Source organism: Nitrospirillum bahiense (assembly GCF_007828025.1).
GTDB classification, from domain to species: domain Bacteria; phylum Pseudomonadota; class Alphaproteobacteria; order Azospirillales; family Azospirillaceae; genus Nitrospirillum; species Nitrospirillum amazonense.
Window position 1 is genome coordinate 160806 of the sequence record NZ_VITO01000002.1, and the last position, 24527, is coordinate 185332.

Annotated in this window: 25 protein-coding genes; 13 read left to right on the plus strand and 12 right to left on the minus strand. The window is 66.9% G+C overall.

What is annotated here, in order from left to right:
* Positions 1-85: 85 nt before the first annotated feature.
* Both FBZ88_RS03390 and FBZ88_RS03395 read left to right on the plus strand, forming a co-directional pair.
* Entirely contained in the window at positions 86-1096 is a 1011-nt protein-coding gene (locus FBZ88_RS03390; protein ID WP_145615437.1) for a sugar phosphate isomerase/epimerase family protein, read from the plus strand.
* Positions 1097-1110: 14 nt separating this feature from the next.
* Positions 1111-1503 (plus strand): C-glycoside deglycosidase beta subunit domain-containing protein, encoded by a 393-nt coding sequence (locus FBZ88_RS03395; protein ID WP_145615438.1) that lies wholly within the window; start codon positions 1111-1113, stop codon positions 1501-1503.
* Between the two features lie 68 nt (positions 1504-1571).
* Here the strand turns inward: FBZ88_RS03395 and FBZ88_RS03400 are convergent, their stop codons facing one another.
* From FBZ88_RS03400 to FBZ88_RS03410, 3 genes are all read right to left on the minus strand, one after another.
* Positions 1572-2954 (minus strand): MFS transporter, encoded by a 1383-nt coding sequence (locus FBZ88_RS03400; protein WP_145615439.1) that lies wholly within the window; start codon positions 2952-2954, stop codon positions 1572-1574.
* 24 nt (positions 2955-2978) lie between these two features.
* Positions 2979-3746, minus strand: coding sequence for a hydroxypyruvate isomerase family protein (locus FBZ88_RS03405; protein ID WP_145615440.1), 768 nt, complete (start codon positions 3744-3746; stop codon positions 2979-2981).
* Positions 3747-3829: 83 nt separating this feature from the next.
* Positions 3830-5065, minus strand: coding sequence for an MFS transporter (locus FBZ88_RS03410; protein ID WP_246138475.1), 1236 nt, complete (start codon positions 5063-5065; stop codon positions 3830-3832).
* A 232-nt stretch (positions 5066-5297) separates the two neighbouring features.
* Between FBZ88_RS03410 and FBZ88_RS03415 the strand changes: the two genes are divergently transcribed.
* From FBZ88_RS03415 to FBZ88_RS03425, 3 genes are read left to right on the plus strand one after another with little or no spacing between them, the layout of a single operon-like run.
* Entirely contained in the window at positions 5298-6476 is a 1179-nt protein-coding gene (locus FBZ88_RS03415) for an LLM class flavin-dependent oxidoreductase (RefSeq protein ID WP_246138476.1), read from the plus strand.
* Positions 6473-7033 (plus strand): NADPH-dependent FMN reductase, encoded by a 561-nt coding sequence (locus tag FBZ88_RS03420; protein WP_145615441.1) that lies wholly within the window; start codon positions 6473-6475, stop codon positions 7031-7033. Before FBZ88_RS03415 ends, FBZ88_RS03420 begins: the two co-directional genes overlap by 4 nt.
* Positions 7034-7060: 27 nt before the next feature.
* Positions 7061-9463: a beta-glucosidase gene (locus FBZ88_RS03425; protein WP_145615442.1), complete on the plus strand. Its 2403-nt coding sequence runs from the start codon at positions 7061-7063 to the stop codon at positions 9461-9463.
* 46 nt (positions 9464-9509) lie between these two features.
* Here FBZ88_RS03425 and FBZ88_RS03430 read toward each other — a convergent pair whose 3' ends face one another.
* Positions 9510-10316: a TetR/AcrR family transcriptional regulator gene (locus tag FBZ88_RS03430; protein WP_145615443.1), complete on the minus strand. Its 807-nt coding sequence runs from the start codon at positions 10314-10316 to the stop codon at positions 9510-9512.
* A gap of 99 nt (positions 10317-10415) precedes the next feature.
* On the opposite strand from FBZ88_RS03430, the gene FBZ88_RS03435 reads away from it, so the two are divergent.
* From FBZ88_RS03435 to FBZ88_RS03445, 4 genes are all read left to right on the plus strand, one after another.
* Positions 10416-10775 carry a hypothetical protein gene (locus FBZ88_RS03435; protein ID WP_145615444.1) on the plus strand — a complete coding sequence of 120 codons (360 nt, stop codon included), beginning with the start codon at positions 10416-10418 and terminating at the stop codon, positions 10773-10775.
* Positions 10776-11066: 291 nt separating this feature from the next.
* Positions 11067-11213, plus strand: coding sequence for a hypothetical protein (locus FBZ88_RS30100; RefSeq protein ID WP_186464180.1), 147 nt, complete (start codon positions 11067-11069; stop codon positions 11211-11213).
* Between the two features lie 62 nt (positions 11214-11275).
* The gene (locus FBZ88_RS03440) at positions 11276-11935 is read left to right on the plus strand and encodes a gluconate 2-dehydrogenase subunit 3 family protein (RefSeq protein ID WP_145615445.1); all 660 of its coding nucleotides are present in this window, start codon (positions 11276-11278) and stop codon (positions 11933-11935) included.
* Complete coding sequence (locus FBZ88_RS03445) at positions 11932-13614, plus strand: FAD-dependent oxidoreductase (RefSeq protein ID WP_145615446.1); 1683 nt, start codon at positions 11932-11934, stop codon at positions 13612-13614. Before FBZ88_RS03440 ends, FBZ88_RS03445 begins: the two co-directional genes overlap by 4 nt.
* On the opposite strand, the gene FBZ88_RS03450 is transcribed toward FBZ88_RS03445, so the two are convergent.
* Together FBZ88_RS03450 and FBZ88_RS03455 are read right to left on the minus strand one after the other, a co-directional pair.
* A complete protein-coding gene (locus tag FBZ88_RS03450; RefSeq protein ID WP_145609692.1) occupies positions 13611-14021 on the minus strand; it encodes a nuclear transport factor 2 family protein in 411 nt (136 codons plus the stop codon). The two genes, FBZ88_RS03445 and FBZ88_RS03450, sit on opposite strands and share 4 nt — an antisense overlap.
* Positions 14022-14266: 245 nt before the next feature.
* Complete coding sequence (locus FBZ88_RS03455) at positions 14267-14647, minus strand: winged helix-turn-helix transcriptional regulator (protein ID WP_145615447.1); 381 nt, start codon at positions 14645-14647, stop codon at positions 14267-14269.
* A gap of 74 nt (positions 14648-14721) precedes the next feature.
* Here FBZ88_RS03455 and FBZ88_RS03460 point away from each other — a divergent pair, with 74 nt between their 5' ends.
* Positions 14722-15702 carry an SDR family oxidoreductase gene (locus tag FBZ88_RS03460; protein ID WP_145615448.1) on the plus strand — a complete coding sequence of 327 codons (981 nt, stop codon included), beginning with the start codon at positions 14722-14724 and terminating at the stop codon, positions 15700-15702.
* A gap of 44 nt (positions 15703-15746) precedes the next feature.
* Here the strand turns inward: FBZ88_RS03460 and FBZ88_RS03465 are convergent, their stop codons facing one another.
* The 3 genes from FBZ88_RS03465 to FBZ88_RS30105 are packed head-to-tail and all read right to left on the minus strand — an operon-like array spanning position 15747 to position 17239.
* Complete coding sequence (locus FBZ88_RS03465; RefSeq protein WP_145615449.1) at positions 15747-16415, minus strand: peroxiredoxin-like family protein; 669 nt, start codon at positions 16413-16415, stop codon at positions 15747-15749.
* Between the two features lie 55 nt (positions 16416-16470).
* Complete coding sequence (locus FBZ88_RS03470; protein ID WP_145615450.1) at positions 16471-17091, minus strand: glutathione S-transferase family protein; 621 nt, start codon at positions 17089-17091, stop codon at positions 16471-16473.
* On the minus strand, positions 17084-17239 hold the full coding sequence (locus tag FBZ88_RS30105) for a hypothetical protein (protein ID WP_186464181.1): 156 nt from the start codon (positions 17237-17239) through the stop codon (positions 17084-17086). Before FBZ88_RS30105 ends, FBZ88_RS03470 begins: the two co-directional genes overlap by 8 nt.
* 116 nt (positions 17240-17355) lie before the next feature.
* Between FBZ88_RS30105 and FBZ88_RS03475 the strand changes: the two genes are divergently transcribed.
* Both FBZ88_RS03475 and FBZ88_RS03480 read left to right on the plus strand, forming a co-directional pair.
* The gene (locus FBZ88_RS03475; protein WP_145615451.1) at positions 17356-18252 is read left to right on the plus strand and encodes a LysR family transcriptional regulator; all 897 of its coding nucleotides are present in this window, start codon (positions 17356-17358) and stop codon (positions 18250-18252) included.
* 90 nt (positions 18253-18342) lie between these two features.
* On the plus strand, positions 18343-19122 hold the full coding sequence (locus FBZ88_RS03480) for an enoyl-CoA hydratase/isomerase family protein (RefSeq protein ID WP_211102496.1): 780 nt from the start codon (positions 18343-18345) through the stop codon (positions 19120-19122).
* A 57-nt stretch (positions 19123-19179) separates the two neighbouring features.
* Here FBZ88_RS03480 and FBZ88_RS03485 read toward each other — a convergent pair whose 3' ends face one another.
* From FBZ88_RS03485 to FBZ88_RS03495, 3 genes are read right to left on the minus strand one after another with little or no spacing between them, the layout of a single operon-like run.
* The gene (locus tag FBZ88_RS03485; RefSeq protein ID WP_145615452.1) at positions 19180-21258 is read right to left on the minus strand and encodes a beta-galactosidase; all 2079 of its coding nucleotides are present in this window, start codon (positions 21256-21258) and stop codon (positions 19180-19182) included.
* Between the two features lie 48 nt (positions 21259-21306).
* On the minus strand, positions 21307-22920 hold the full coding sequence (locus tag FBZ88_RS03490) for an alpha-L-fucosidase (RefSeq protein WP_186464182.1): 1614 nt from the start codon (positions 22918-22920) through the stop codon (positions 21307-21309).
* A 6-nt stretch (positions 22921-22926) separates the two neighbouring features.
* Entirely contained in the window at positions 22927-23955 is a 1029-nt protein-coding gene (locus FBZ88_RS03495) for a LacI family DNA-binding transcriptional regulator (RefSeq protein WP_145615453.1), read from the minus strand.
* A 209-nt stretch (positions 23956-24164) separates the two neighbouring features.
* Here FBZ88_RS03495 and FBZ88_RS03500 point away from each other — a divergent pair, with 209 nt between their 5' ends.
* A complete protein-coding gene (locus tag FBZ88_RS03500; protein ID WP_145615454.1) occupies positions 24165-24509 on the plus strand; it encodes an L-rhamnose mutarotase in 345 nt (114 codons plus the stop codon).
* Positions 24510-24527: the final 18 nt, after the last annotated feature.

Here is a 24527-nt window from a genome sequence, read left to right on the forward strand (position 1 = left end):
CCGGAATCCAAGAGATCGGGCTCTGGCCTGAGACCGCCGTCCAAACCGGCTCCCGGCGGGGCCGCATCTGACAAGGACAGCTTTCATGTCGACGTACGACATCAAGCGGGGCGTCAGCCTCTACAGTTACCAGGAAGAATATTTCCTGCGGCAGAAGTCGCTGGAAGACCTGATCAAGGTCTCCGCCGAGATGGGCGCCAACGGCATCGAACTCATCAGCGAGCAGACGTTTCCCGACTATCCCAACCCGCTGGACCCGTCCGTCTACGACAATTGGCACGCGCTGATGGCCAAGTACGGCACGACGCCCGTGTGCCATGACTTCATGCTGGACTACAAGAAGTACAAGGACCGGCCGATGCCGTTCGATGAGCAGGTGGCCTCCTGCAAGGTCGATATCGACCATGCGGCCCGGCTCGGCTGCCCCTACACCCGCGCCCTGGTCTCCATCGATCCCAAGGTGCTGGTGGCGTGCGCCGATTACGCGGAAAGCCGCAACGTGCGCCTCCTGATCGAGGTGCATGCGCCGCTGCACTTCGATCATCCCTGGATCATCCGCCATGCCGAGGCGTTCGAGAAGTCGGGCTCCGACTACCTGGGATTCCTGCCGGACATGGGCATGTTCCTGTTCGCCTTCCCGCCCGTGTGGAAGGAGAAGTTCATCCGCGACGGCGTTCCCCAGCACATCGCCGACTATATCTGCAAGGCCTACGAGGACCGGGTCCTGAGCGAGTACGTGATCCTGGAGGTGGAGAAGATGGGCGGTGTCGGCCCCGCCATCGGCATGGCCACCACCCTGCGCCACAACGCGGCGTTCGAGCCCAAGCGCATGCTGGACCACATGGACCGCATCTGGAACATCCACGCCAAGTTCTATGAAATGACGGAGGATTTGGTGGAGCCGTCGATCCCGTATGACGAGATCATCCGCGTGCTGAAGCAGGGCGGCTACAAGGGCTACATCTGCTCCGAATACGAAGGCAACCGCTGGATCCAGGACGCCTTCCCGGTGGATTCCATCGAGCAGGTCCGCCGCCAGCAGGAAATGTTCAAGAAGCTAATTGGTGAGCCGCAGGCCGCCGTCGGCGCCGCGTGAGGGGAGGGGCCACCATGTTCGACAAATACATGATCTGCGAGGACGGTTTCGGCAACGTGGTCGAGGACGGCCAGGTGGTCGGCTTCACCTTCCTGGCCCGGCTGCCCTACTACCGCGGCATTGGCCTTTCCATGGTCGAGGACATCGGCGTCATCATCGATGGCGAACCGGTTTCCCGCCAGGATGTCCGCTTCTCCGTCCGCGGCCGCACCTGGACGCTGGACGAGATGGAGACGGAATACGCGGAGCGCTGGAACTTCGGTGAGAAGGCGGCGGTGACGGTGCTGCGCCCCGACGGCCTGGCCCCAGGCCGCCACCGTCTGCAGCTGTCGGAGCGTATCCGCGTCTCCTATCTTCCCTTCGTGCCGACCACGCGCGACACGAAGGAACTGGTGATCCCGGCATAGCCCTTCCATTCCATGCCGGTACTGGGGCGCGGCGGCTTGACCGTCGCGCCCCTTTTCTTGCGCCGGTTTCAGGCCTGGGCCCGCTTGGGTATGGCGGGATAGAAGCTGATGCAGATGATCTGCAGCACCAGCACCAGGACTGCCGGCACATAATACAGCGCGTGCACCATGTGCACGGCCCCGTCGCTGACGGCGGCGGGATTGTAGTCCACCCATGCCAGTCCATAGGCGATGACGGCGCCGCCCAGGGCCATGCCGATCTTGGTCGACAGGCTGATGCCGGCCGACAGCAAGCCCTCATGCCGCACGCCGAAATGGGCTTCGTGATAGTCCACGGTCTCGGCCGCCATGGCGAAGATCGCCGTCATGGTGACGCTGATGAGGACTGAGGCCAGGATGTAGATCGCCAGGAACAGCCCGGGCTGGCCTTCAGCCAGGGGCAGGACCAGGTACAGCCCAGTGGCCGCGATCAGCACCAGGCGGTTGCCCTGGCGCATGCCGAAGCGGCGCAGATAGGGCGGTGCGATCGCCGACCCGATCAGCAGCGTGCCGGAGATGGCCGGCAGCAGGATGGAGATCATCCACGGCTGGTGCAGGACATTCAGGGCGAAATACGCCGTCACCGCCAGCACGGCGCCGAAGCGGATGAAGTTCAGGATGGTGAACAGGAACACCACCAGCCAGGCGCGGTTGCGGACCATGTTCGCGACGGCGGACAGGGTGGCAGGTGGTTCGTCCCCCTTGTCATGGATGACTTCGCGGCAGTTGGCGAACAGGTTCAGGATCAGCGCCACCGACACGCCGGCCGCCAGCAGGGCGGTCAAGAGGAAGCCCCGTGCCTTGTCGCCGCCGCCCAACGCCGTCACCAGGGGCATGGTGCCTGCGGTGGCGAAGATGACCGACAGGGCGGTGCCGGCGGAGCGGAGGCTGCTGACCTGCACCCGTTCCCGCTGGCGCCCCGTCATCATGGGCAGAAGCGCGCTGTAGGGAATGTTCACGACGGAGAACAGCAGGCCCAGGATGATGAAAGTGGCGCCGGCCCAGACCAGCTTGCCCGTGTCCCCCAGGGGTGGAACGTAGAAGACGGCTACGGAGAACAGGCCGAAAGGCAGCGCGCCATAGAGGAAGTAGGGCCGGGTCCTGCCCCAACGGCTGCGCGTTCGGTCCACCAGAAGGCCGACCACCGGGTCGATGCCGGCGTCCAGCAGCCGTGACAGCAGGAACAGCGTGCCGACAACGCCCACCGGCAGCAGCGCCACGTCGGTATAGAAATAGAGCAGGAAGGCCCCGACCATGTTCCAGCACAGGCCAAAGGCGAAGTCGCCGGCGCCGTAGCTGATCTTGGCGCGCCAGGGTAGGGCGGCGCCCGCGGCGGTCGTTGTGGCGCCGTCGCCGGCGGCCGGATGGACTGGGATCGGGGCGGCGATGCCGCCCCCGGTGTGCGTGGACATCGCCGTTTCTCTCCCCAGGTGAGGTTACAGACCCAGCGTGGCGCGAGCCGTTGCCAGGGTCTCCAGGGTCGGGCCCTCGGGCTTGTATTCCAGGCCCACGGCGCCGGCATAGCCCAGGTCCCGCAGGACGCCGACGTAGCGCGGCCAATCCACCGTGCCGCTGCCCGGCTGATGCCGCCCGGGCACGTCGGCGACCTGGATGTGCCCCACCAGGTGAAAGCGGCCGGCCAGCACCTGGGCCGGGTCTTCCCCCATGACGGTGGAGTGGTACATGTCATACAGCAGGCGCAGGTTGGGGCTGCCGACTTCCTCCACCATGTCCAGCCCTTCGGCCGTGCTGTCGAGGAACATGCCCGGATGTTCGACGCGGGTGTTGAGCGGTTCCAGCAGCAGCAGGATGCCGGCCTGTTCGGCCAAGGCTGCCGCCTGCTTCAGGACGCCGACGGCGATGTCATGCTGTTCCTGGCGCGACACGTCCGGCCTTGTGAAGCCGGACGCCACCACCAGGGCCGGCGCGCCCGCCTCCTTGGCGGCGCGCAGGCTGTCGCGCACCGCGGCCAGGAATTCCTCATGCTGGGCGGGGTCGATTAGGCTGCGCCGCGGTTCGACGACCATGCTGGCCAGCCGCACCCCGGTCTCGTCCAGGGCGCGGCGCACCTCCGCCAGGGGTTTGTCCCGCCACAGGTGGAACTCCACCGCCGTCAGCCCCGCAGCCTTGGCGGCATGGATGCGGTCGGGAAAGGACGGGTGCTCGGCGGCGAACAGCCACTCGATGCAGGCGGCCAGGTACATGGGGAAACTCCTAGGTTTGGAAGGGCCATCGCGCACCCCGTCATGGGGCCGCCTCATGGCCGAATGGTCCGGCGGGGTGCGCGTCAGGGCACCGCGTCCAGGGGGGATGGCTTGGCGTTCAGCAAGGCCGCCAGGGCGGCACCGGCGGCGGCGAGGGCCACGAGGCCCATGGTGACGAAGGCGGCCTGCACCGTTCCGTTCGTCAGCGCCTTGGCGCCGGCGACGACAAAGGGGCTGGTGAATTGGCCGAGGAAGAAGCAGGAGGCCCAGATGCCCATGCCGCGTCCGCGATGGGCGAAAGGCAGCACGCCCTGTGCCCAGGCGATCAGGGACGGTACCGTCATGCCGGCGCCCATCTGCTGCAGCAGCAACAGCGCCAGCATGACCCTGTAGTCGCCCGACAGCCCCACGCCGGTCAGGCCTACGCCCAGCAGGGCGAAGAAGCCCGCCAGCTGCAGCGCCGTGGCGCGCTTGCCGAGGTAGCCGAACAGCAGCGTGCCGATGGGCACACCGACGCTGGCCACTGAGATCAAGGTGCCCACCCTGCTGGGGCTGTCGACGCCCACCTCACGGAACACTAGGCCGCCCTGGATGATGAAGACGTAATAGATGGTGGAGGCCAGCAGGGTGACGGCGCCATACAGCGCCACGGCGCGCACCGGGAAGGACGGGACGGTGCCGTCACCCTCCGCCGACCGGGCCTGGGGTGCGGCGGACTTTTCCGGCTCGAAAATCAGGGCGTACATGCCCAGGAAGATGGGCAGGGCGATGAGGTAGATGAGGAAGACGCCGTTCCAGCGCAGTTCGGTCAGCACACCGGACGCCGCGATCACGGCCGGCGCCAGGGCCGAGCCGGTGACCCCCTGGATGACCAGCCATTTGCGCCGGCCCGCCGGGTCGTAATAGTCGGCGATCAGCGTGTTGACGATGGTCAGGATCGCCGCCTCCGCCACGCCCAGCAACAGGCGGGACGCGATGACGGCATGAAGGCCGTCCAGGAAATAGGGCAGGGCGCCCGCGATGCCATACAGCAGCGTCGACCAGACCAGCAGCGGCCGCCGGCCCAGCCGGTCCACGGCCAGTCCGGCAAAGGGGGCCAGCACGGCGATGGCCAAGCCCGGCGCGGAGACCAGCACTGGCACCAGCAGCGACGCGTTCGCCACATCATGGAAGTGGTCCAGGATGGTGGGCACGGCCGGGGCCAGCGAGATGATCGCCAGGATGGGCAGGAACCCGCTGATCACCAGAATGATGCCCTGTCCCAGACCGGCCTTGCGCTGGGCACCCTCTGTCGGCGCGACGATCGCCCGATCCACCATGAATTTCCTCCCTGCGGCGCCGTGCGCCATAACAGAATTATTATTTTGAAAATAATGACGATGAGGGAACTGTTTTGTCAACGCGGGAGTCGCCGGCAAGCGCATGAACCTTCGTTTTTCGCGCCTGTCAGCGGTTTTGTGGCGCCGCTGATCGGTTTCGATTGACGGCAAGCGATTTTGCCAGTTACAAATTAAGAATTACAATTCTAATTTAGATGCCAGATCCGGTCCCATGGCCACCGGCCGGACCGCGACGGAGAGCGGGTCCGGGCCGGAACAGGGCGATCTAACGGAGGAAACAGTGCGCTTCTCGACCTTTCTGAACGCCCGGTCCATGGGGCCGGAGCAAGACCGCGCCGTGATGCTGGGCATGATCGACCATGCCGAACGGGCCGAGGCGTCCGGTTTCGACGCCGTCTTCCTGCCGGATCACCATTTCACGGGCTACATGCCCATGGCGTCCGATCCCTTCCTGTTCGCCGCCTACCTGGCGGCGCGCCTGAAGCGGGTGCATTTCGGCTTCTCCGTCACCACCGTGCCGCTGCATCACCCGGTGCGGTTCGTGGAGCGCATCAACATCCTGGACCAGCTGACCGAGGGGCGGATTCTGGTCGGTGTGGGCAGCGGCACGACGCCGGAGGAGATGATCGGCTTCGGCGTGAACTATAAGGACGCCTCCCGCCTGGCGGAGGAGAACCTGGCGATCGCCGAAACGCTATGGGCCAAGGCCGCGCACGACGCGCCGGTCGTCTTCGACAACGGCCATTACAAGGGCGAGGTGGTGCAGCGGATCGCGCCGGTGGCCTACACCCCGGGCCATGCCAAGCTGATGCCGGTGGCCATGAAGGAGACCAGCGCCCGGCGCGCGGCGGAGCACGGCTGGCCCGCCTTCATTCCGGCGTTCACCCCGCCCCGGATTGGCGGGACGGAGCCCATGGTCCATGTGCGCAAATACTTCACCGCCTATCGCGACATGCTGATGGCGGCCGGCCATGCGCCCGAGGTCGTGGCCCATGCCCTGTCCTGGTCGACGCACACCTACCAGTGCGTGCACGTGGCGGAGACCGACGCGCAGGCCCGCCGCGAACTGGAGGACATCCTGACGGTTTACCAGGAAGCCGTTGACCGCGAGGCGGCGTTCAACGCCAAGGCCGAGGCGACGGAGGCCAACAAGAAGACGGACCGGACCCCCAACGCCTTGACGGAAGACTGGATCGGCACCTGGTGCCTCTACGGCAGCCCCGAGACGGTGATCGAGCATCTGCGGCCCTACCAGGAACTGGGCATCGGCAACATCCTGTGCGGCATGCTGACCGGCCCCCTGACCGAACGGCGCATGGCCTATGCCAACCAGACGCTGGACCTGATGGCCCGGAAGGTCATTCCGGCCCTGAGAGAGGGCGAGCGATGAGCCGGCCGCTGATCGTCGGCTTCGGCGGCACCACCCGCCCGGGCTCCTCCGGCGAGCGCATGGTGGCGGCTGTGTTGTCGGCCGCCGCGGCCCTGGGGGCCGAAACCCGGCTTTTCGGCGGCGCCGACCTGGCGGCCCTTCCGCACTTCGCGCCGGAGAACCGCCAGCGCACGGCGGAGCAGCGCGATTTCGTCGACGCGGTGCGCGCGGCGGACGGCCTGGTCATCGGGTCCCCCGGCTATCATGGCGGCGTCTCCGGCCTGGTGAAGAACGCCATCGACCTGCTGGAGGACTTGCGTGACGACGACCGCCCCTATTTTGACGGGGTGCCGGTCGGATTGACGGTCACGGCGGCGGGCTGGCAGGCGGGCGGCGTGACGCTGACGGCGTTGCGCGGGATCGTCCACGCGATGCGGGGATGGCCCACCCCGCTGGGCATCGCCGTGAACACGGTGGCGCAGAAGCCCTTCGATGCCGAGGGGCATTTGATCGACGCCGGTATCCTGGAGCAGGTCCAGGTCCAGGCCCAACAAATCATGCTGCTGGCTGACCTCTGAACGCCGGCACCTTGGGGGAATTTTCGAATGTCTGTCGATTTGCCGGATGATCCCGTCGCCATCGCCCCGCTGACGAGTGGCCGTGACATGTGGTCGACGGCCGAACGGCCCGGCATCCGCTCCATCAAGATGGCGGATGGCCCGATGGGCATCGCCTCGGGCCGGGTGGATGAGCGGGACGTGGCGGTCCTGACGCCTTGCGGCACCGCCCTGGGGGCCAGCTTCGACGCCGACCTGGTGGCCCGCGTGGGCGCCATCGTGGGCGATGAAGCGCGGCGCCTGGGCGTGGACGCCGTGCTGGCGCCGAACCTGAACCTGCAGCGCAGCCCCCTCTGTGGCCGCGCGTTCGAGCTGTTCGGCGAGGACCCTTATCTCGCCGGCGCCCTGGGGGCTGCCTGGATCGCCGGCCTGCAGAGCCAGGGGGTGGGGTCCGTCGCCAAGCACCTGGTGTGCAACGACAGCGAGACCGATCGCGACAGTATGAACGCCGTGATCGATGACCGCGCCCTGCGTGAGGTTTACCTGCTGCCGTTCGAGATGGCGGCGACGGCCGGTTGCGTCGGCATCCTGGCGGCGTACAACCGCCTCAACGGCCATTATTGCGTGGAACATCGCCAGCTGCTGACGGATATCGTCAAGGGGGACTGGCGCTATCCCGGCTTCATCGTGTCCGACTGGTTCGGGGGCCGCGACACCGTGCGCTCCGCCCTGGCGGGACTGGATCTGGACATGCCCGGTCCCGACCGGGTGCTGGGGACGAAGTTCGCCGCCGCGGTGGCGGCCGGCACGGTGCCGGCGGATCGCCTGGCCGACGCGGCGGGCCGTGTGGCCGGGGCGGTGCGGGCCATCGACGGGCTGCCGCGTGGCAGGGCCGTGGCCGACCCGGACGGCGTGCTGGTCGAGGCCGCCGCGGCCGGCTTCGTGCTGCTGAAGAACGAGGGCGACGTGCTGCCACTGGCACCGGCCGCGGTGCGGCGGCTGGCGATTATCGGCCCCAACGCGGCCAGCCCCTGCCTGCAGGGCGGCACCTTCGCCAAGATCGCGGTGCGTCCCGACTTCGCCACGCCACTGCGCGCCATCCGCGAACGCTTCGGCGATTCCGTCCAGGTGGTCTATGAGCAGGGCGTGGCGCCGGAATACCGCCTGCCGCCCCTGAGCGTCACCCCCGCCCGTGACCTGGGCGACGGGGCGTCGCGCGGCATGACGGTGGAGTTCTTTGTCAGCGATGGCGACGGCGAACCCGTGTTCGCGGAGACCCGCGACACCAACTCGCTGACATGGTTCGTCGGATTGCCGGGAACAGACCACCTGAAGCAGGCCGGTCGCATCCGGGCCAGCGGCTGGTATGTGCCCGAACGGGACGGCGCGCACCGCATCCACATCGGCGGCACGGGCAGGCTGCGCCTAACCGTGGATGGCCGCGAGGTGTTCAGCGGCGGCGGCCCGGTGGCGCCGTCCGACCTCATGGGCATGCTCAAGGGCGGCGACAGCCAGTCGGTGGTGCTGGACCTGGCCGCCGGCACGCCCGTGCTGCTGTCCTTCGAGGTGGCTTACACCCCGGCGCGGGCCCAAGGCCTGTGGTATGGCATGGCGGGCCCGGACCTGCCGGCCGAGATGCTGGCGCGCGCCCTGGCCGCGGCGGCGCAGGCGGACGTCGTGCTGCTGATGCTGGGTGAGACGGCGGATGCCGGCGTGGAAAGCAAGGACCGCCCCGGCACCTCCCTGCCGGCCGCCCAGATCGAGTTGCTGCACCGCCTGCGGGAGGTCAACCCCAACATCGTGGCCATATGCAACGTGGCCCACGCCTTCGACCTGTCCTGGCAAGAGAAGGTGAGGGGCCTGATGATCACCTGGTACCCCGGTGAGCAATATGGGCCCGCCTTGGCCCAGGTGCTGGCCGGCGACCGGGAGCCTGGCGGCCGGCTGCCCCTGAGCATCGCCCGCCAGGACGGCGATTACCCCGCCTTCGGCCTGAAGCCGGAGGCGTCGGGCGACGTGCCCTACCGGGAGGGACATCTCATCGGCTACAAGGGCATGCAGGCCGCCGGCACGGCGCCGCTGCACGCCTTCGGCGCCGGCTTCGGCTATACCCGGTTCGAGGCATCCGATCCGTCGCTGACGCCAACGGCCGACGGTGGCGCGGTGGTGGCGGCACGGGTGCGCAACGTCGGCCCGCGTGCGGGCAAGGCGGTGCTCCAGGCCTATGTCGCCGGGCCGGACAGTGTCCGGCACTTGCGCGGCTTCGCCAGCGTCGTCGTGCCGGCGGGGGAGGAGGTGCCGGTTCGCCTCACGCTGCCGTCGCGCGCCTTCGCCCACTGGGACACCTCGGCGGGCGGCTGGCGGACGGCCCCGGGCCGGCACGACGTGATGCTGGGGTGGAGCAGCCAGGACCTGCCCCTGCGGCTGGTCATCGAGCGGGCGACCGGCTGACAGGCCCGATGACGGCACCCGCGGCGGCGGGGCACGGGGGGGGCGTTCAGCCCGCCTTGACCTTAGTGCTGGGCCGGCCGCGCGGCTTGCGCTGGGGAATGGGTGCCGCGGCTTCGGTACCGTGTTCCATGGCGGCCTGCGGGCCGGGATCGACCGAAGAGCCCGGCCGGCCGCCGTCATGGGCGATTGCCGTGCCGGCGCGGGGTTCGGTCATGAGATAGGCCGCGAAGGAATGGGTGAGATCGCGCTTCAGCTGTTCCCATTCCCACGCATCCCCCTGTTCCCGGTTCGACCCCAGCCCCAGCACACGGGCCAGGGCCGAATACATGATGTTGAACCCCGCCTGCACGGCGCGTTCCGGGTCGGGGTGCGCGATATCATCGCGGTATCTCAGAATCGCCAGCTTGATGTCGGCGATGGCCGCCTGATGGGACATCTTGCCCAAGCGGGCCACCACCGGGTCGTGGTTGGCGCGCAGCATCATGGCCCTGAGAATGTCCGCATGATGGCGCAGGTGCTCTGCCATGCCCGCGGTCAGCGCCGCGACAAGGTCGTGCAGGTTGCTCGTCTCCAAGGCCACCCGCGCGATCAGTTGCCGCTGTTCGTGCTGGATGTCCGTTTGAACACGCTCCTGCACCACGCGGATCAAATCATCCTTGCTGTCGAAACGGCAGTAGATCGAACCGACGGATACCTTACCGACACGGCTGACGTCGGTGAGGGTGAATTCATCGTTGCCATGGATCTTGAGCAGCTCCTGCGCCGCTGCCAGCATTCGTTCGTACGAGGCCTTGCTGCGACTTTGCACGGGCTCGCGCTGCGGGCCTGGCTTCACCGCTTTCCGTTCACTCATAAGCTCCGCTTTCCCCAAAAGGCTCGTGGTGATTTGGAATCATAGCGCTGATACCATTTTCGGCCGCCTGCTGGAAACCGCAATGACCTATGCTTAACCATGCCTGAAAAATGGCGTGCCGGCAAACCGGCCGGGGCCGACCATCCCTGCTGGGATATGGCGACCGAGCCCGCCGAACCCGTTGCGCCGGGCTTTAATAATATAATGATGATTCTGATATGTGCGACGCAGCATAAGTTTCTTTTGGGAATGGGGGCATCTTTTACCCTCGCGACGGGTGCCGAAGCCGCGCGGTGGGGTGTCAGCGAAGTTGTGGCCCAGATTATTGATTATATTAAGTTATTTCCCTATCCAACGCGGTTGGTGATTTCCTATGCCGACGGACGTCGCGCCGTGCCGGCCCGCCCATGGTCCGAAGTGTGGTCGTTGCGACAGATTGACCCTGGACAAGAACCATAATTAAGGTTCTAATTATTTCCAACAAATGCAGGGAGGAATGGATGGGCCGGTAAACCGTCGGTCACCTTCCCGACACCACAGGGGAGGGTGTCCATGACACCATCGATCAAATTTGCTGCTGCGCGCCTCGACCGGCTACGCCAACGCCGCGACCTGGCGCGTGGGCATACAGCACGATTTCGACCGGGACACGGATGGCCTACGCCACGGTCTCCACTGGCTACAACAACCAGCTGACCACAACCGACCACACCCTGGACCCCACCAAGGCAGTCAGAGGACGACTGGTCGGTGGACCTGTTTGGCCGCAATCTGGGTGAAAAGGTCTATGCGACCCAGCTCTACCCCACGATGGCGTTCGCCAGAGGCGGGCTGTGGCAAGTGATCGATCCCAACGCGCGCCGGGTGGTGGGCATACAGGCGGAAGCCAAGTTTTGAACCCGGGCTCGTGGCGGTATGGGGCTGATCCCCCGCCGCCGAACCCTTCAGGAGGATAGCCCATGGATCATGGTAAACGGGATGCACCGGGCACCGGCCGGCGCCAGTTCCTGATGGCCATGGCGGCCGCTGGCGCCGCGCTGACGCCCGCCACCCTTTGGGCCCAGGTCAAGGCAGGCGCGGACACGTCCGCCGTCAAGGCCTTGGCGCCCTCTCAGCGGGCGCTGCTGGACCGGGTGGCCGATTTGACGATACCCGACAGCGACACGCCCGGCGCCCTGGCGGTGGGGGTGCCGGCCTTCGTCATCCTGGCGCTGGCCCATGGCCTGCACGGGGCCGGTGCGCCCGTTCCCGCCGCCCGTTTCACCGGCGGTGCGGGCCCGGCCGGCGCCACCGTGCTGGACTGGCTGACGTTCGAGCTGGACCTGAAGGCGGGCGGCGCCTTCCTGGCGGCGGCGCCCGCCGTCCAGTTACAGGCGCTGACGGCCCTGGATAGCGCGGCCTATGCGCCCAGTGGGGCTCCCAGTGGCTCACCCGGTGGCGACGCGTCGCCCTGGCGCCTGCTGAAGGGGCTGATCGTCACGGGGTACTACACCTCTGAGGCGGGCGCTTCGCAGGAACTGCAATACGACCTCGTACCGGGACATTGGGACCCGGATGTGCCGGTGGGCCCCCATGCGCGGGCCTGGTCTAACGATTGGACAGCGGTGGACTTCGGATGAGCACTGAGTTTGACGCGATCGTGGTCGGTTCCGGGATCACCGGGGGCTGGGCCGCCAAGGAACTGACGGAGAAGGGCCTGAAGGTCCTGATGGTTGAACGCGGCCGCATGATCGAGCACGGCAGCGGTTATGTGACCGAAACGCTGGCACCCTGGGAAATGCCCTTCCGGGGTGAGGGCGACGCGGCGCTCTATGCCCGCGATTTCGCCGTCCAGTCCAAGAATCGGCATTTCACCGAGTTCACGCAAAACCATTTCGTGAACGACAGGGACAACCCCTATTCGGTGGCTGAGGGCACGGAATTCAACTGGTGGCGCGGCTACCAGTTGGGTGGGCGCTCCCTGACCTGGGGCCGGCAATCCTATCGCATGAGCGATTATGATTTCGGCGCCAACAAGAAGGACGGCCACGGCAGCGATTGGCCCATCCGCTATGCCGACCTGGCGCCATGGTACGACCATGTGGAACGCTTCATCGGCGTGTCCGGCCAGGCGGAGGGCGTGGCCTCCCTCCCCGATGGTGTCTACCAGCCGCCCATGGCCCTGAACGTGCTGGAACGCTACGCCAAGGGAATCATCGAGCAGCGCTGGCCCGACCGGCGGCTGACCATCGGGCGCACCGCCAACCTGACGCAAGAGAAGGAGGGACGGTCCGCTTGCCAGTACCGCTCCATCTGCGCGCGCGGCTGCTCCTACGGCGCCTATTTCAGCACCCAGAGTTCCACCCTGCCGGCGGCCCAGAAGACCGGCAACCTGACCCTGGTCACCGACACGGTGGTGGAGCGGGTGGATTACGATGCCCAGACGCGGCGGGCGACCGGCGTGTCGGTGCTGAACGTGAAGACGGGGGAGCGGCGGCGGCACACCGCCCGCATCGTTTTCCTCAACGCCGGCGCCTTCAACACCAACCACTTGCTGTTGCGCTCACGGTCCGATGCCTTCCCGACAGGGCTGGGCAATTCCAGCGGCCTGCTGGGCACCCACATCATGGACCATGCGACCACGGTGGGGGCTGTCGCCCTGTTCGACCGCTTCCAGGACCGCACGACCTATGGCAACCGCCCCACGGGTATCGTCATTCCGCGCTTCCGCAACCTGGACCGGCAGGAGGGTGATTTCCTGCGGGGCTACAGCTTCCAGGGCGGCGCCTTGCGCAGCACCTGGACGCGGGCCAAGCGCGAGGCGGGCGTGGGCACGGACTTCAAGGCCGCCATGCGCGGCCCCGGCGGTTGGCGCATGGTGCTGGTCTCCTTCGCGGAAAGCCTGCCGCGGCCGACCAACCGCCTGACGCTGGATCCGGTCAAGACGGATGCCGTGGGCGCGCCGCTGCTCAAGATCGACTTCACCCATGGCGAGAACGAGCGGAAGGCCCTGGCGGACGCCGGGCGCGAGGCCAGCGCCATGCTGTCGGCGGCAGGCGGCAAGGTCGTCCTGTCGTTGGACCGCCCCGGCGTGGGCGGCAGCGCCATCCATGAGATGGGCGGCGCCATGATGGGCGACGACCCGCGCGCTTCCGTCACCAACCGCTGGAATCAGCTGCATGACGTGCCCAACGTCTTCGTCAGCGACGGTGCCGCCATGGCCTCATCGGCCTGCCAGAACCCGTCGCTGACCTATATGGCGCTGACGGCCCGCGCCTGCGATGCCGCGGTGCGCCTGTTGCGGGAGGCTAAAATCTAGGGTGTGCCGGCGGATCGCTGAAACTCTTCGGATGTCTCGTCGAGGAAGACGTACAGCGCCGCGATTTGGCCATCGCGGACCGTGATGACATCCCAGCCGGTATAGTCGGGTGTTTCACCGCGCGGCCCTGAGCCCCAGGCCAGCCGCCCGGCATCGTGCAGCACCTGCGCCTTGCCCTGCGGGGTGTAGACATAGTGCGGATGCGTCGCCCGAAGATCACCGGCGAATTTGTTGATCGCCTCGCGCCCGACGATCACGCCGGGTGGCACGTAAAGCACCCCATCCTGTGCCCAGAGCTCGTCGATTGCCGCGCGGCGGCGCGCATCGTCGCCTTCGCCGAAGACCTCCTCGAGGTTCCGGTAGAGCAACGCGCGGATGCGCTCCTCGGATTCATTGGATTGCATCATGACATGCTTCCTTGAGAGGGCGACCGAACCTCGGCCAGGACACCCTTCGCATTCGTATCGAACGTGCGTCGGTGCCGTTAATGGATACCAATGGAACGATACGACCTATAGTAGGGTAATTTAGCACCCACTGTTTCATGGGCGGAACAATGGCGCGTGAAAACCGCGGCCGGCTGTGTCGTGGCCTGACCGGGTAGATACACGCGGCCATCTTTGGACGGGCCGGAACCCAGGCGCTCATCGGTCTAGTCCGCCAATCGGTCCTGGTAGCGCAAGGCCCAATCGTGCAACGCGCTGAAGGTCGGCATGAGGTCGACGCCGGCTTGTGACAACGCATACTCCACCCGTGGAGGCACCTCGGGGTAGGCGGTGCGAATGACGATGCCGTTGCGCGCCAAGTCACGAAGCTGCTCGGTCAGCATATGCTGCGTGATGCCCGGCAGCGCGCGGCGCAGTTCGCCAAAACGCATCGGGCCGGCGACCAGGCTGCATACGATCTCGATTTTCCATTTGCCGGTAATGGCCCTGATCGCCCGCTGGAAGCGCATAACCTCGATCCGTTCCGGCCCCGTGCACCCATCGCATTCGTCACCGTATGTGCGCGGCTCGATAGTCTGCTTTTCCATATTACCTCTCAAAATCCATCCTACTTGTCCTCTTTCATCTGTCTGGCCGAATGTGAGGGCAAGGAGAAGGCGAAATGAGCAAGATTCTTGTCACGGGTGGTTCGGGATTCCTCGCCGGCCACTGCATAGCGGCGGCGCTGGCGGCGGGGCACGAGGTTTGCGCGACGCTGCGCAATCTCGACAAGGTTCCGCAGGTCCGCGCCATGACGGTGGCGGCGGGTGTGGATCCCGATCATGGGCTCACCTTTCATGCCGCCGATCTGGGGCGTGACAATGGTTGGGGCGACGCCGTGGCAGGCTGCGACTATGTCCTGCACACCGCGTCGCCCTTTCCGCCCGTTCAGCCGGAGGACCCCAATGATCTGATCATACCGGCGCGCGACGGAACGTTGCGCGTGCTGCGCGCGGCCGGCCGCGCCGGAGTGAGGCGCGTTGTCCTCACCTCCTCTTTTGCCGCGGTTGGATACGGCCCGGCACAGGCAAGCCATGTCTATACGGAGGAGGATTGGACCCCCGTTGACGCACCAAACCAACCTTACATTCTGTCCAAAACCATTGCGGAGCGCGCGGCATGGGACTTTGTGAGGGAGAGCGGCACCCCGGAACTGAGCGTCGTCAACCCGACCGGAATATTTGGACCGGCGCTTGGGCCTCAGCTCTCCACGTCGATGAATATCATCAGAGGATTGCTGGATGGCGCCTTTCCGCCTGAATTGCCGGATATGTGGTTCGGCGTGGTGGATGTGCGTGACGTCGCCGACCTGCACCTTCGGGCCATGACCCAGCCAGCCGCGGCTGGTGAGCGCTTCATTGCGGTGAGCGGCGAACCGCTGTCCCTGCTGGAGGTCGCCACCATCTTGCGTGAAGGTCTTGGGGACTTAGCCGCCCGGGTACCCAGCCGCGGCGCGCCTCCCTCTCCCAACGCGAACCGTCGGCGTTCCAGCGGCGCCAAGGCCAGGCAAAGGCTCGGCTGGTCGCCGCGGTCGGGCAAGGAAGCGATTATCGCCAGCGCAGAAAGCCTGATCCGGCTCAAATTGCTGCAGACGCTCGACTAGGACAGCGCCGGGGCCAGGTTGCCTTCGACCCGGCCGGCGTATGTTCAGGTGCCTGCGGCGCGGCGCAGGGCCGGCATCATGTCCTCGGGCTCCGGCCGGCGGGTGTAATCGGGATTGACCTCGGCATAGAGGATCGTCCCATCCGGCGCGATGACATAGCGGGCCGGCATCGGCAACGTCCAACTCTGGTCGCCGTTGAAGGCCGGAAGGTCGTTCTTCAGGCTCTTATAAAGATCGACGAGATAGCCGGGCAGTTCAAAGCGAAGGCCGAAGGCGGCGGCCACGTCGTTGCGCGTGTCGGACAGGATGGGGAAACTGAGCGCGTTCTGGCGGACGGACTTGCGGCTGTTCACCGGCAACTGCGGAGAGACGGCGACGAGGCTTGCGCCCAGCGCCTCGAACGCTGGCAGGGCGGCCTGAAGCGCCTGCAGCTCCATATTGCAGTACGGGCACCACACGCCGCGATAGAAGCTCACCACCAGCGGCCCCCTGGCCAGCAACGCCGCCGATGAGACCGGATTGCCATCGGGATCGTTCAGCGTGAAGGGGGGTGCCTGATCACCGGCCTTCAGGGCGCGCGTGGCGGCGCCGCTGGCGATCAGCTCGGCGGTCGCGCGGCGCATGGTCTCGATCACCGACGGCGGCACGTTGTAGGGCGGCTTGCCGGCTTCGAAGTCCGCCTTGAAGGCGTCGAGCTTGGATTGCAGGGACATGGAACATCTCCGTGAGGGGGGGCGGGGCTCATTCCCCGCCGGAATTGAGTGAGCGTCAGGCGGAAGGCAGCAGGGCGTCGACGCGGGAGAGGGCACGCTGGACGGCGGGCCGTGCCGCGATGTCGGCGTACCAGCGGGCGACATGGGGCGTGTCCTCCAGCCCGACGCCGGCGAACTCGCGCCGCCACAGCCAGCCGAAATGGGCGATGTCGGCGATGGTGAACGCGTCGCCGGCGGCGTGGCGATGCCGCGACAGCACCCCGTCCAGTACGGACACGGTGCGTTTGGCCTCGCCCAGAAAGCGCTCGATCGCGATCGGCTGTGGCTCGGTCGCAAAGCGCTGGAAGAAACCTGATTGGCCGAAGGCGGGCCCCAGCCCCGAGGCATGGAAGAACAGCTGCTCGAACACCCGGGCCCGGCCTTCACCGGAAGCCGGTAGCAGGCGGCCGGTTTTTTCGGCGAGATGGACCAGGATGGCGGCGGACTCGGTCAGGACGAGATCGCCATCGACCAGCACCGGCACCTTGGCGTTCGGGTTGAGTGCCACGAAATCGGGCGCCTTCTGGGCGCCCTGGCGGACGTTGACGCCATGCAGCGCATAATCAAGCCCCAGCTCCTCCAGCGCGATCGGCACCTTGATGCTGTTGGGCGTGGCGAAGGCATAAACCTCAAGCATGACGGGATTCCTTGTGATGCAGCCCGGCGCGCAGGATGGGCGCGGCCAGCGCGAGGAGTGCTGGAACCGGGCTGCCGGTGATTTGAAAGGCGAGGATCCCGTCCAGCAGGGACGGCGCGGCGGCGCTTCCCATCAGCCAACGAACCATGATCTCGATCTCCTCACCCCCTTCGGCCCATCCGAAGGCACGCCAATAGGTGCCCGTTCCACACTCGACGGGGCAGTGGGCTCTGGGCGATAAAGCTCATTCCAAGGAGGAATGGCATGGACCGATATCAGGCAATGGCGGCATTTGTCCGCGTGGTGGAGACCGGCTCCTTCTCGGCGGCGGCGCGGCAGTTGAATGTCGGTCAGCCCGCCGTCTCGAAAACGGTCGCCCAACTGGAAGACCGGCTTCAGGTCAACCTGCTGATCCGCTCGACCCACGGGCTGAGCCCGACCGAGGCGGGCCAGCGCTTCTATGAGCGGGCCAAGGTTGCCATCCGGGAGGCCGACGAGGCGGACCTGGCCGCGCGCGGCGCGGGGGCGGGGCTGTCCGGTGTCTTGCGCGTTTCGGCCGCGACCACCTTCGCCCGCCTGCATATCGTGCCGGTGCTGCCGCGCTTCCTTGAACAGCATCCCGAGCTGGAGATCGACGTGATCCTCGACGACCGCGTCATCGACCTGGTGGCCGAGGGCATCGACGTATCGCTCCGGATGGGCGCGCTGCCCGATTCATCCGCGGTCGCGCGCAAGCTGGCGACGGGCCCGCGCTCCGTATTGGCCACGCCGGCCTATCTGGCGCGCCGGGGGGAACCGCAGAGCCCCGCCGACCTGGCCGGGCATGATGCCGTGATCCACAGCCAGTTGCCCAGCGTGTGGTGCTTCACCCGCGACGGCACCGAAGCGTCGGTTTCCATGCGCGGGCGCGTCAAGGTGAGCGCGGCCGAGGGGCAGCGGGCGGCGGTGCTGGCCGACATGGGGCTGACGATCGCCTCGGACTGGATGTTCGCGCCCGAACTGGCCAGCGGCGCGGTGCGCCGGGTGCTGGGGGACTGGGCCCTGCCGGCCCTCGACCTGTGGGCGGTCTTCCCCGGGGGTCGCATGGCCAGCGCCAAGGCGCGCGAATTCGCCCGCTTCGTGGAAGCGTCGATGGCCCACCCGTATTCCGCGCTGGAATAAGCCATATCGCCTCGCGCCTTCGTCCGTCCCGCCGTTGGATGGCTTAGCTAATCCGTCAGGCCGCCACTTCCGGACGGCTTGAGATCAAGGATGAGCACCATGGCCAAGTTCGAGACCTATCGCGACGCTTTCCCCAACGCCCGGCTGACCCGCAAGGACAATGGCGTTCTGGAAGTCGCCCTGCATACCGATGGCGGCAAGCTCGTCTTCAACGGGCATACGCATGAGCAATTCGTCGAGCTGTTCCACCAGATCGGCGAGGATAGGGACAATCGCGCCGTGATCCTGACCGGCACGGGCGACGCCTTCATGGACATGATCAATCCCGAGGGCTTCGATTTCTTCACCCCCCAGGGTTACGACAAGATCCTGCGCGAGGGCCGGAAGGTGCTGTCCAACATCCTCGACATCGAGGTGCCCATGATCACCGCGCTGAACGGACCGGTCCTGCTGCACAGCGAATACGCGCTGCTGACCGACATCATCCTGGCGACGCCGGACACCGTGTTCCAGGACAAGCCGCACTTCGAGTTCGGCATCGTGCCCGGCGACGGCATGCACCTGCTGTGGCCGCACGTGATCGGCTCGGTCCGGGGGCGCTACTTCCTGCTGACCCGCCAGGTGCTGGACGCCCAGACGGCGAAGGACTGGGGTGTCGTCAACGAGATCGTGCCGGCGGACCGCCTGCTCGCCCGCGCCCATGAGATCGCCGACGGCATCGCCGCGCTGCCGCCGCTGACCGGCCGCTACACCCGCATCGCGCTGACCCAGCAGCTCCGCCGCCTGATCGATGAAGGCACCGCCTTTGGCCTGGCGCTCGAGGGCATCAGCGCCGCCGACGTGGCGCGCCGCATGGCCGCCCAGGGCTAGAACCACGGCAGCCGCCCGGCAAGCGCCGGGCGGCTGGTTCCAGCGGCCGCTTCACCTTCAGGGCAGCAGTTCGGCTTCCCAAGGACCCAGAACCAGGGTGCCATCGTAGCGACGATTGCTGACAAGCCCGGTTTTGGCGCCCGTGATGGCGACGTGCTGCGTCTCCCGCGTCGTGTTCACATACAGCGTCCGTCCGTCCACGACGCGGGCGTAAACCCCATCCGGGGTCTGCGGCCCTTGGTGAACGCCCGCCAAGCCATAGGCGTAGGCCAGAACCGGTGCCATGGCGGCGGGGGCGGGCTCCGTCGCCAGGTACAGGGCGGTGCCCTTGCCGAACTTGTTGATGGTGATGGCCGGCGTATGGTCGGGCGTGTTGTCGAAGGTCGCCAGCACCGTCGCCGTCGTCGGCGCCAGCACTTCATAATAATGAGTGGTGGCTGCCGTTGACGACGACCCCAGGCTGTAGCTCAGCGGTGCCTCCGACCGGTAGAACGCGTTGGTTTTCAGCCCGAACACGTCGGACAGGCGGCCAGGCAGGGGCGTGTCGAACCATTGCGCATGCTCGTCCACCTTGGCCGAATAGCCGGTCATCAGCACCGTGCCGCCGTTCTGGACATACTCCCGCACGGCCTTCGCCGACGCCGGGTCCATCACATAGTCGGCGGGAATGACCACCAGCTTGTAGGGCGCCAGCGTGTCGTGCCCGACGTTGATGATGGCGGTATCGATGTTGGCCTTGAACAGGGGCTCGAACGCCGCTTGCACCATGTCGCCGTAGGCGCCCTGGAAATACTGCCGGGTGGTGCTGGACGGCCCGTTGGGGTGAGAGGCGATGGCGGACTCGAAGGAATAGGCGATGGCCACCTCGGGACGGGTGTGGCGCGGAAAGCCGTAGCGGGAGAGGTGCTTGAACTCCCCGGCGATGCGCCCGAACTCATCCACCTTCCAGGACGGCGTGCCGTCGTGATCGACCAGGCCGAACAGGGCCTGCTCCTCCCCGCCCAGGTGACTGTTGAAGGTCCAGGCCAGGATGCCTTGCGCACCCATCAGCAGCCCGAGATAGGCGTACATGCGGCTGCGGCCGGGTGTGCCGTAGTCACCGCCGCCGCCGGCGGTGAACTCATTGAACCAGATGGGGGTGGGCAGGTCGCCCTTGGTCATCAGCGCGTTGAACGCCCCGCTTATGGGGTCGGCGGGGTAGAACCCCTCCGCGCCGTAGGAGACGTAGGATTTGTAGGTCGCCAGGTAATCGAAGCCGCGGCGCGGCGCATAGTCCCAGAGGTTGGAAATGGTGGGCAGGTCCGGCATGGCGCGGCGGCGGATCGCGTCCAACTCCCGGAGGCGGTCCACGGTGACGTCGGACCAATAGCGGTGCAGGTCCAGGAAGCGTTCCGCCGGGCCGGGGCCATCGGCCAGGGGCAAGTCGACATCCGAGAAATCGTTGAGGCGGCGCGACCAACGCTGCGTCGCCCAGGCCTTATTCAGCGCATCGATGGTGCCGTACTTGGCGCGCAGCCAAGTGATGAAGCGCTGGCGGTCGGCCTCGGAATAAGACATGAAGCCGTTGCCGATTTCATTGTCGTATCCCACGGCGATCACCGCCGGGTGGTGGGCATAGCGCTTGGTCATCGCCTCGGCCAGGATGCCGGCCTCGCGCACGTAGTCCGGATCGCTGATGTTGTCCATGTAGCGTTCCGCCGGCGGCAGCCGCGCACCCGCCTGGTTGACGATATCGACGCCGGGGTAGGCGCGGTGCAGCCAGATGGGGGCGGGCGTCCCGGGGATGTCCAGGATCACCCGGATGCCGGCGGCGTGCATCTTGTCCAGAACGGCGTCGAACCAGTCGAAGGTGAACTTGCCCTGCGCCGGCTCGAACGAATCCCATGACAGGTCGCCCATGCGCACCACGGTGAAGCCTGCGTGCTTCATGATGGCGATGTCCTGGTCGATCTGCGCCGGCGTGCGGTCGATCGGCTGGTAGCAGGCGCCGACGAACAGCTGGTCCGGGCCCGGCCAGCTGGCGGGCACCTGGGCCTCCCCCGCACTGGCGGCAGCCATCGATGCGGTGCACAACAGGGTGGCCAGCAGCGCGCGCAGCGCCTGGCGCCGGAAACCGGCTGGAAAACGCGATGTCATCTCTGTCTCACACGATCTGCTCTGGCGCCCGTGCCATCGGGCCGGCGCTTATCGGATCCGGAAGGCGGGGGTGAAGGTCGGCCGCTGGTCCGGCAGGGTCACGGCGACGCCGTCGTCGGTCTGCTTGAACTCCAGGGCGCCGCCGCCCAGCAGGTCGACGCGCTGGACGGGGCGGGCCGCCGGCGTCAGGGTGCGGATGGTCAGGGACTTCCCGGCCGGCCATTCCTGGGCATAGGCGTAGAGGGTGTCGTCCTTCACCGTGAAACGGATGTCTTCCGCCGTGAAGGGGCGCAGCTTGGCCTCGTTGAACTTGCCGGCCGCCACCTCCGTCGGTCCTTCGCCGTAGGTTTTCCAGGGGCGGGAGTCGAAAATCCCCTCGCTGTTGACCGCCATCCAGCCGACCAATTCCTGCAGGATGCCGCGTTCCAGCTCATCGATGGTACCGTCGCTGCGCACCGGGACGTTCAGCAGCAGGCAGCCGTTCTTGCTGACCACATCCACCAGGCGCTGCACCACCTGATGCGCGCTGAGGTAGCCCTTGCGTTCGTACAGGGGGCGGCTGTAGTGCCAGTCGCCCAGGCAGGTGTCGGTCTGCCAGGGCTCTGGCACGATGTGGTCGGCAAATCCCCGCTCGATGTCGGCCACCACGGCGCGGCGCTGCAGGTCCGTCAGTTCCTTGCAGTTTACGACTACGTCCACCGTACCCTTGCGGGCCAGACTCTGGTTGTAATAGTGGGCGGTGGCGCGCAGGCCGTAGTCGCCCAGGGGCAGGCCGGTATCGTCGAAATAGACCAGGTCCGGCTGATAGCGGTCCATCAGGTCCTGGCACCGCTTCAGCCAGGTCTCGGCAAAGGCCCGGTTGGGGGGCACGGACTCGTTCCAGATGCCGTCGTGGGATTCGTGCCAGGCGTTCATGGCGGCCAGGTCGGTGATGCCATCCGGGATCACCATGTTGCGCCCCGTATAAAGCTTCTGGGGGTCCAGTCCCTGCCACCATTTCCCGGCCCCATCAGCCTTGGTCAGGCGGAAAGCGTCATAGCGCTGACCTGCATGGGGGCCGGTGGCGTCGTAGCCGTAGGCCGTCTGATACCAGTGCCAGGCATGGCTCGCGTGGTTGCTGACGCCGAAGCGCAGGCCGTGCTTGCGCGCCGCGGCCGCCCAGCCGCCCACGATGTCCTTGCCCGGGCCCACCCGCGTGGCGTTCCAGGCATGGTGGCGGGAGTCGAAGTTGTCGAAATTGTCGTGGTGGCAGGCCATGGACACCAGGTACTTGGCGCCCGCCGCCTTGTAGAGCTTGGTCAGTTCCTCCGGATCCCACCGCTCCGCCTTCCAGCGGTTGATCAGCTCCATGAAGCCGAACTGCGTGGGGTGGCCGTAGGTTTTGACATGGTGTTCGTAGCTGGGGTCCCCCTGCATGTACATGCGGCGGGCATACCAGTCGCCGAACTCCGGCGCGCACTGCGGCCCCCAGTGGGCCCAGATGCCGAACTTGGCATCGCGGAACCAAGCCGGCGCCTGGTACCCGGCGGCCAGGGAATCCCAGGTGGGCTGGAACGGGCCGGCGTCGGCGCGCGCCTTGGCGGCGGCCGGTGCGGCGGACAAGGTGAGGGCTGAGACCGCGCCAGCATAGCGGACGAGGTCACGACGCGTCGGGCTTACCATAAGCTGCTATTCCTTCGGGAACCGGATGGTGGAGGCGCGCGCCACCAGGCGCGGCGGCATGAGATCGACCTGGGGTGGCGGCGTGGCGTTCTTGCTGCCGGCCAGGCTGGTGGCCAGCTGGGCCACGCGCCGACCGATGGCTTCGGCGCCCTGGTCGATGGAGGAAAGGGGGATGCGCAGGAAGTCGGCGTAGGAAAGATTGCCGCAGCCGACGACGGCGATGTCGTCCGGGATGCGCAGTCCCGCCTCCAGCACGGCGCGCATGGCACCCAGGGCGGAGGGGTCGTTGTAGCAGAACAGCCCGTCCGGGCGGGGGGACAGCGCCAGCAGGCGCCGTGTCGCGGCATAGCCGGCTTCCTCGCCCCGGTGGTCGCCCGATGGCCCCAGGTCCATCACCAGATCCGGCGCCGCCGCCAGCCCGTGCTGGGCCAGGGCCTGTCGATAACCGGACAGGCGCCCCGCCGCCGTGCTCACTTCCGGCCCGCGAAGATGGGCGATGCGCCGGCAGCCTTGCGCGATCAGATGCGCGGTGGCCAACGCGCCCACCGCCTCGTCGTCATTGCCGACGAAATGGGCCTCGGCACCTGCGAAGCGCCTATCCAGCAGAATGTGGGGCGTACCCCGCCGCTCGATCTCCCGCAGGCCATCCATCGTCGTCTGGGTGGAGGCCAGCACGATGACATCCACCTGCCGGGCCAGCAGATTCCGGATCTGCTGCCGCTCCGCATCCGGCTCCTCATCGGAGGAGGAGATCAGCAGCCCGTATCCGTGGGCCCGGATGTCGTTGGAGATGGCTTTGGCGATGCCCGCGAAGAAGGGGTGGAGGAGGTCGGGGACGATCAGGCCGACGGTCCAGGTCTGGCCCGTGACCAGCGACCGGGCCATCAGGTTCGGCTGGTATCCCAGCTCCGCCACCCGCTCCAGCACGCGGCGGCGTGTCGCCTCGCCGATGTCCGGGTGGGCGCGCAGCGCCTTGGACACCGTGACGACAGACAGCCCCAGTTCCAGCGCGATGTCTTTCATGCGGGCGGTCAAGATGCGCGCCTCTCCCCAAGGTGCGCCGGCGCAGCCCTTCGGGCCTGTTTCGCGCGGCAGTTAACGCTAACTTTAGCGATTAAGCATATTTATAACAAGCTCGTTTTCTGAAAAACTGCGACCTGCGGCGATGGGGAAGGCTGGTGCTCACCCGCGCCGGCATCCTGCGCACCGGTTTTCCGATGTGGGACTAGGAGGAAAAGACGCCCATGAACCGTCATGTCCTGATGCTGGATTTGAAATCCGACCCCGTCTTGATCGAGCGCTATCGCCAGTGGCATGCGCCCGGCCAGGTGCCGCCGGCGGTGGTCAGCGCCATCCGCCAGGCCGGCATCTTGGAGATGGAAATTCATCTCTGCGGCGATCGGCTGGCGATGATCGTGGAGGTGACGGACGATTACGACCCGGCGGCCAAGGCCGCGGCGGACGCCGCCGACCCGGATGTCCAGGCTTGGGAGGCGCTGATGGACACGTTCCAGCGCCCCTTGCCTTGGGCCAAGGCGGGTCAAAAGTGGGTGCCGGCGGATCGTATTTTCAGCTTGGCCGAGCAGTGACCCGGGCCGGCGACAGCC

Coding starts and splice junctions, on each gene's coding strand:
- FBZ88_RS03465 (WP_145615449.1), bottom strand. CDS start 16,415: ATGTCCCTGCAATCCAAGCTCGACGCCTTCAAGGCGGACTTCGAAGCC.
- FBZ88_RS03470 (WP_145615450.1), bottom strand. CDS start 17,091: ATGCTTGAGGTTTATGCCTTCGCCACGCCCAACAGCATCAAGGTGCCG.
- FBZ88_RS03435 (WP_145615444.1), top strand. CDS start 10,416: ATGCCTGAAAAATGGCGTGCCGGCAAACCGGCCGGGGCCGACCATCCC.
- FBZ88_RS03450 (WP_145609692.1), bottom strand. CDS start 14,021: ATGATGCAATCCAATGAATCCGAGGAGCGCATCCGCGCGTTGCTCTAC.
- FBZ88_RS03430 (WP_145615443.1), bottom strand. CDS start 10,316: ATGAGTGAACGGAAAGCGGTGAAGCCAGGCCCGCAGCGCGAGCCCGTG.
- FBZ88_RS03475 (WP_145615451.1), top strand. CDS start 17,356: ATGGACCGATATCAGGCAATGGCGGCATTTGTCCGCGTGGTGGAGACC.
- FBZ88_RS03420 (WP_145615441.1), top strand. CDS start 6,473: ATGAGCCGGCCGCTGATCGTCGGCTTCGGCGGCACCACCCGCCCGGGC.
- FBZ88_RS03500 (WP_145615454.1), top strand. CDS start 24,165: ATGAACCGTCATGTCCTGATGCTGGATTTGAAATCCGACCCCGTCTTG.
- FBZ88_RS30105 (WP_186464181.1), bottom strand. CDS start 17,239: ATGGTTCGTTGGCTGATGGGAAGCGCCGCCGCGCCGTCCCTGCTGGAC.
- FBZ88_RS03415 (WP_246138476.1), top strand. CDS start 5,298: ATGGCCACCGGCCGGACCGCGACGGAGAGCGGGTCCGGGCCGGAACAG.
- FBZ88_RS03480 (WP_211102496.1), top strand. CDS start 18,343: ATGAGCACCATGGCCAAGTTCGAGACCTATCGCGACGCTTTCCCCAAC.
- FBZ88_RS03425 (WP_145615442.1), top strand. CDS start 7,061: ATGTCTGTCGATTTGCCGGATGATCCCGTCGCCATCGCCCCGCTGACG.
- FBZ88_RS03445 (WP_145615446.1), top strand. CDS start 11,932: ATGAGCACTGAGTTTGACGCGATCGTGGTCGGTTCCGGGATCACCGGG.
- FBZ88_RS03390 (WP_145615437.1), top strand. CDS start 86: ATGTCGACGTACGACATCAAGCGGGGCGTCAGCCTCTACAGTTACCAG.
- FBZ88_RS03455 (WP_145615447.1), bottom strand. CDS start 14,647: ATGGAAAAGCAGACTATCGAGCCGCGCACATACGGTGACGAATGCGAT.
- FBZ88_RS03410 (WP_246138475.1), bottom strand. CDS start 5,065: ATGGTGGATCGGGCGATCGTCGCGCCGACAGAGGGTGCCCAGCGCAAG.
- FBZ88_RS03490 (WP_186464182.1), bottom strand. CDS start 22,920: ATGGTAAGCCCGACGCGTCGTGACCTCGTCCGCTATGCTGGCGCGGTC.
- FBZ88_RS03440 (WP_145615445.1), top strand. CDS start 11,276: ATGGATCATGGTAAACGGGATGCACCGGGCACCGGCCGGCGCCAGTTC.
- FBZ88_RS03485 (WP_145615452.1), bottom strand. CDS start 21,258: ATGACATCGCGTTTTCCAGCCGGTTTCCGGCGCCAGGCGCTGCGCGCG.
- FBZ88_RS03395 (WP_145615438.1), top strand. CDS start 1,111: ATGTTCGACAAATACATGATCTGCGAGGACGGTTTCGGCAACGTGGTC.
- FBZ88_RS03400 (WP_145615439.1), bottom strand. CDS start 2,954: ATGTCCACGCACACCGGGGGCGGCATCGCCGCCCCGATCCCAGTCCAT.
- FBZ88_RS03405 (WP_145615440.1), bottom strand. CDS start 3,746: ATGTACCTGGCCGCCTGCATCGAGTGGCTGTTCGCCGCCGAGCACCCG.
- FBZ88_RS03460 (WP_145615448.1), top strand. CDS start 14,722: ATGAGCAAGATTCTTGTCACGGGTGGTTCGGGATTCCTCGCCGGCCAC.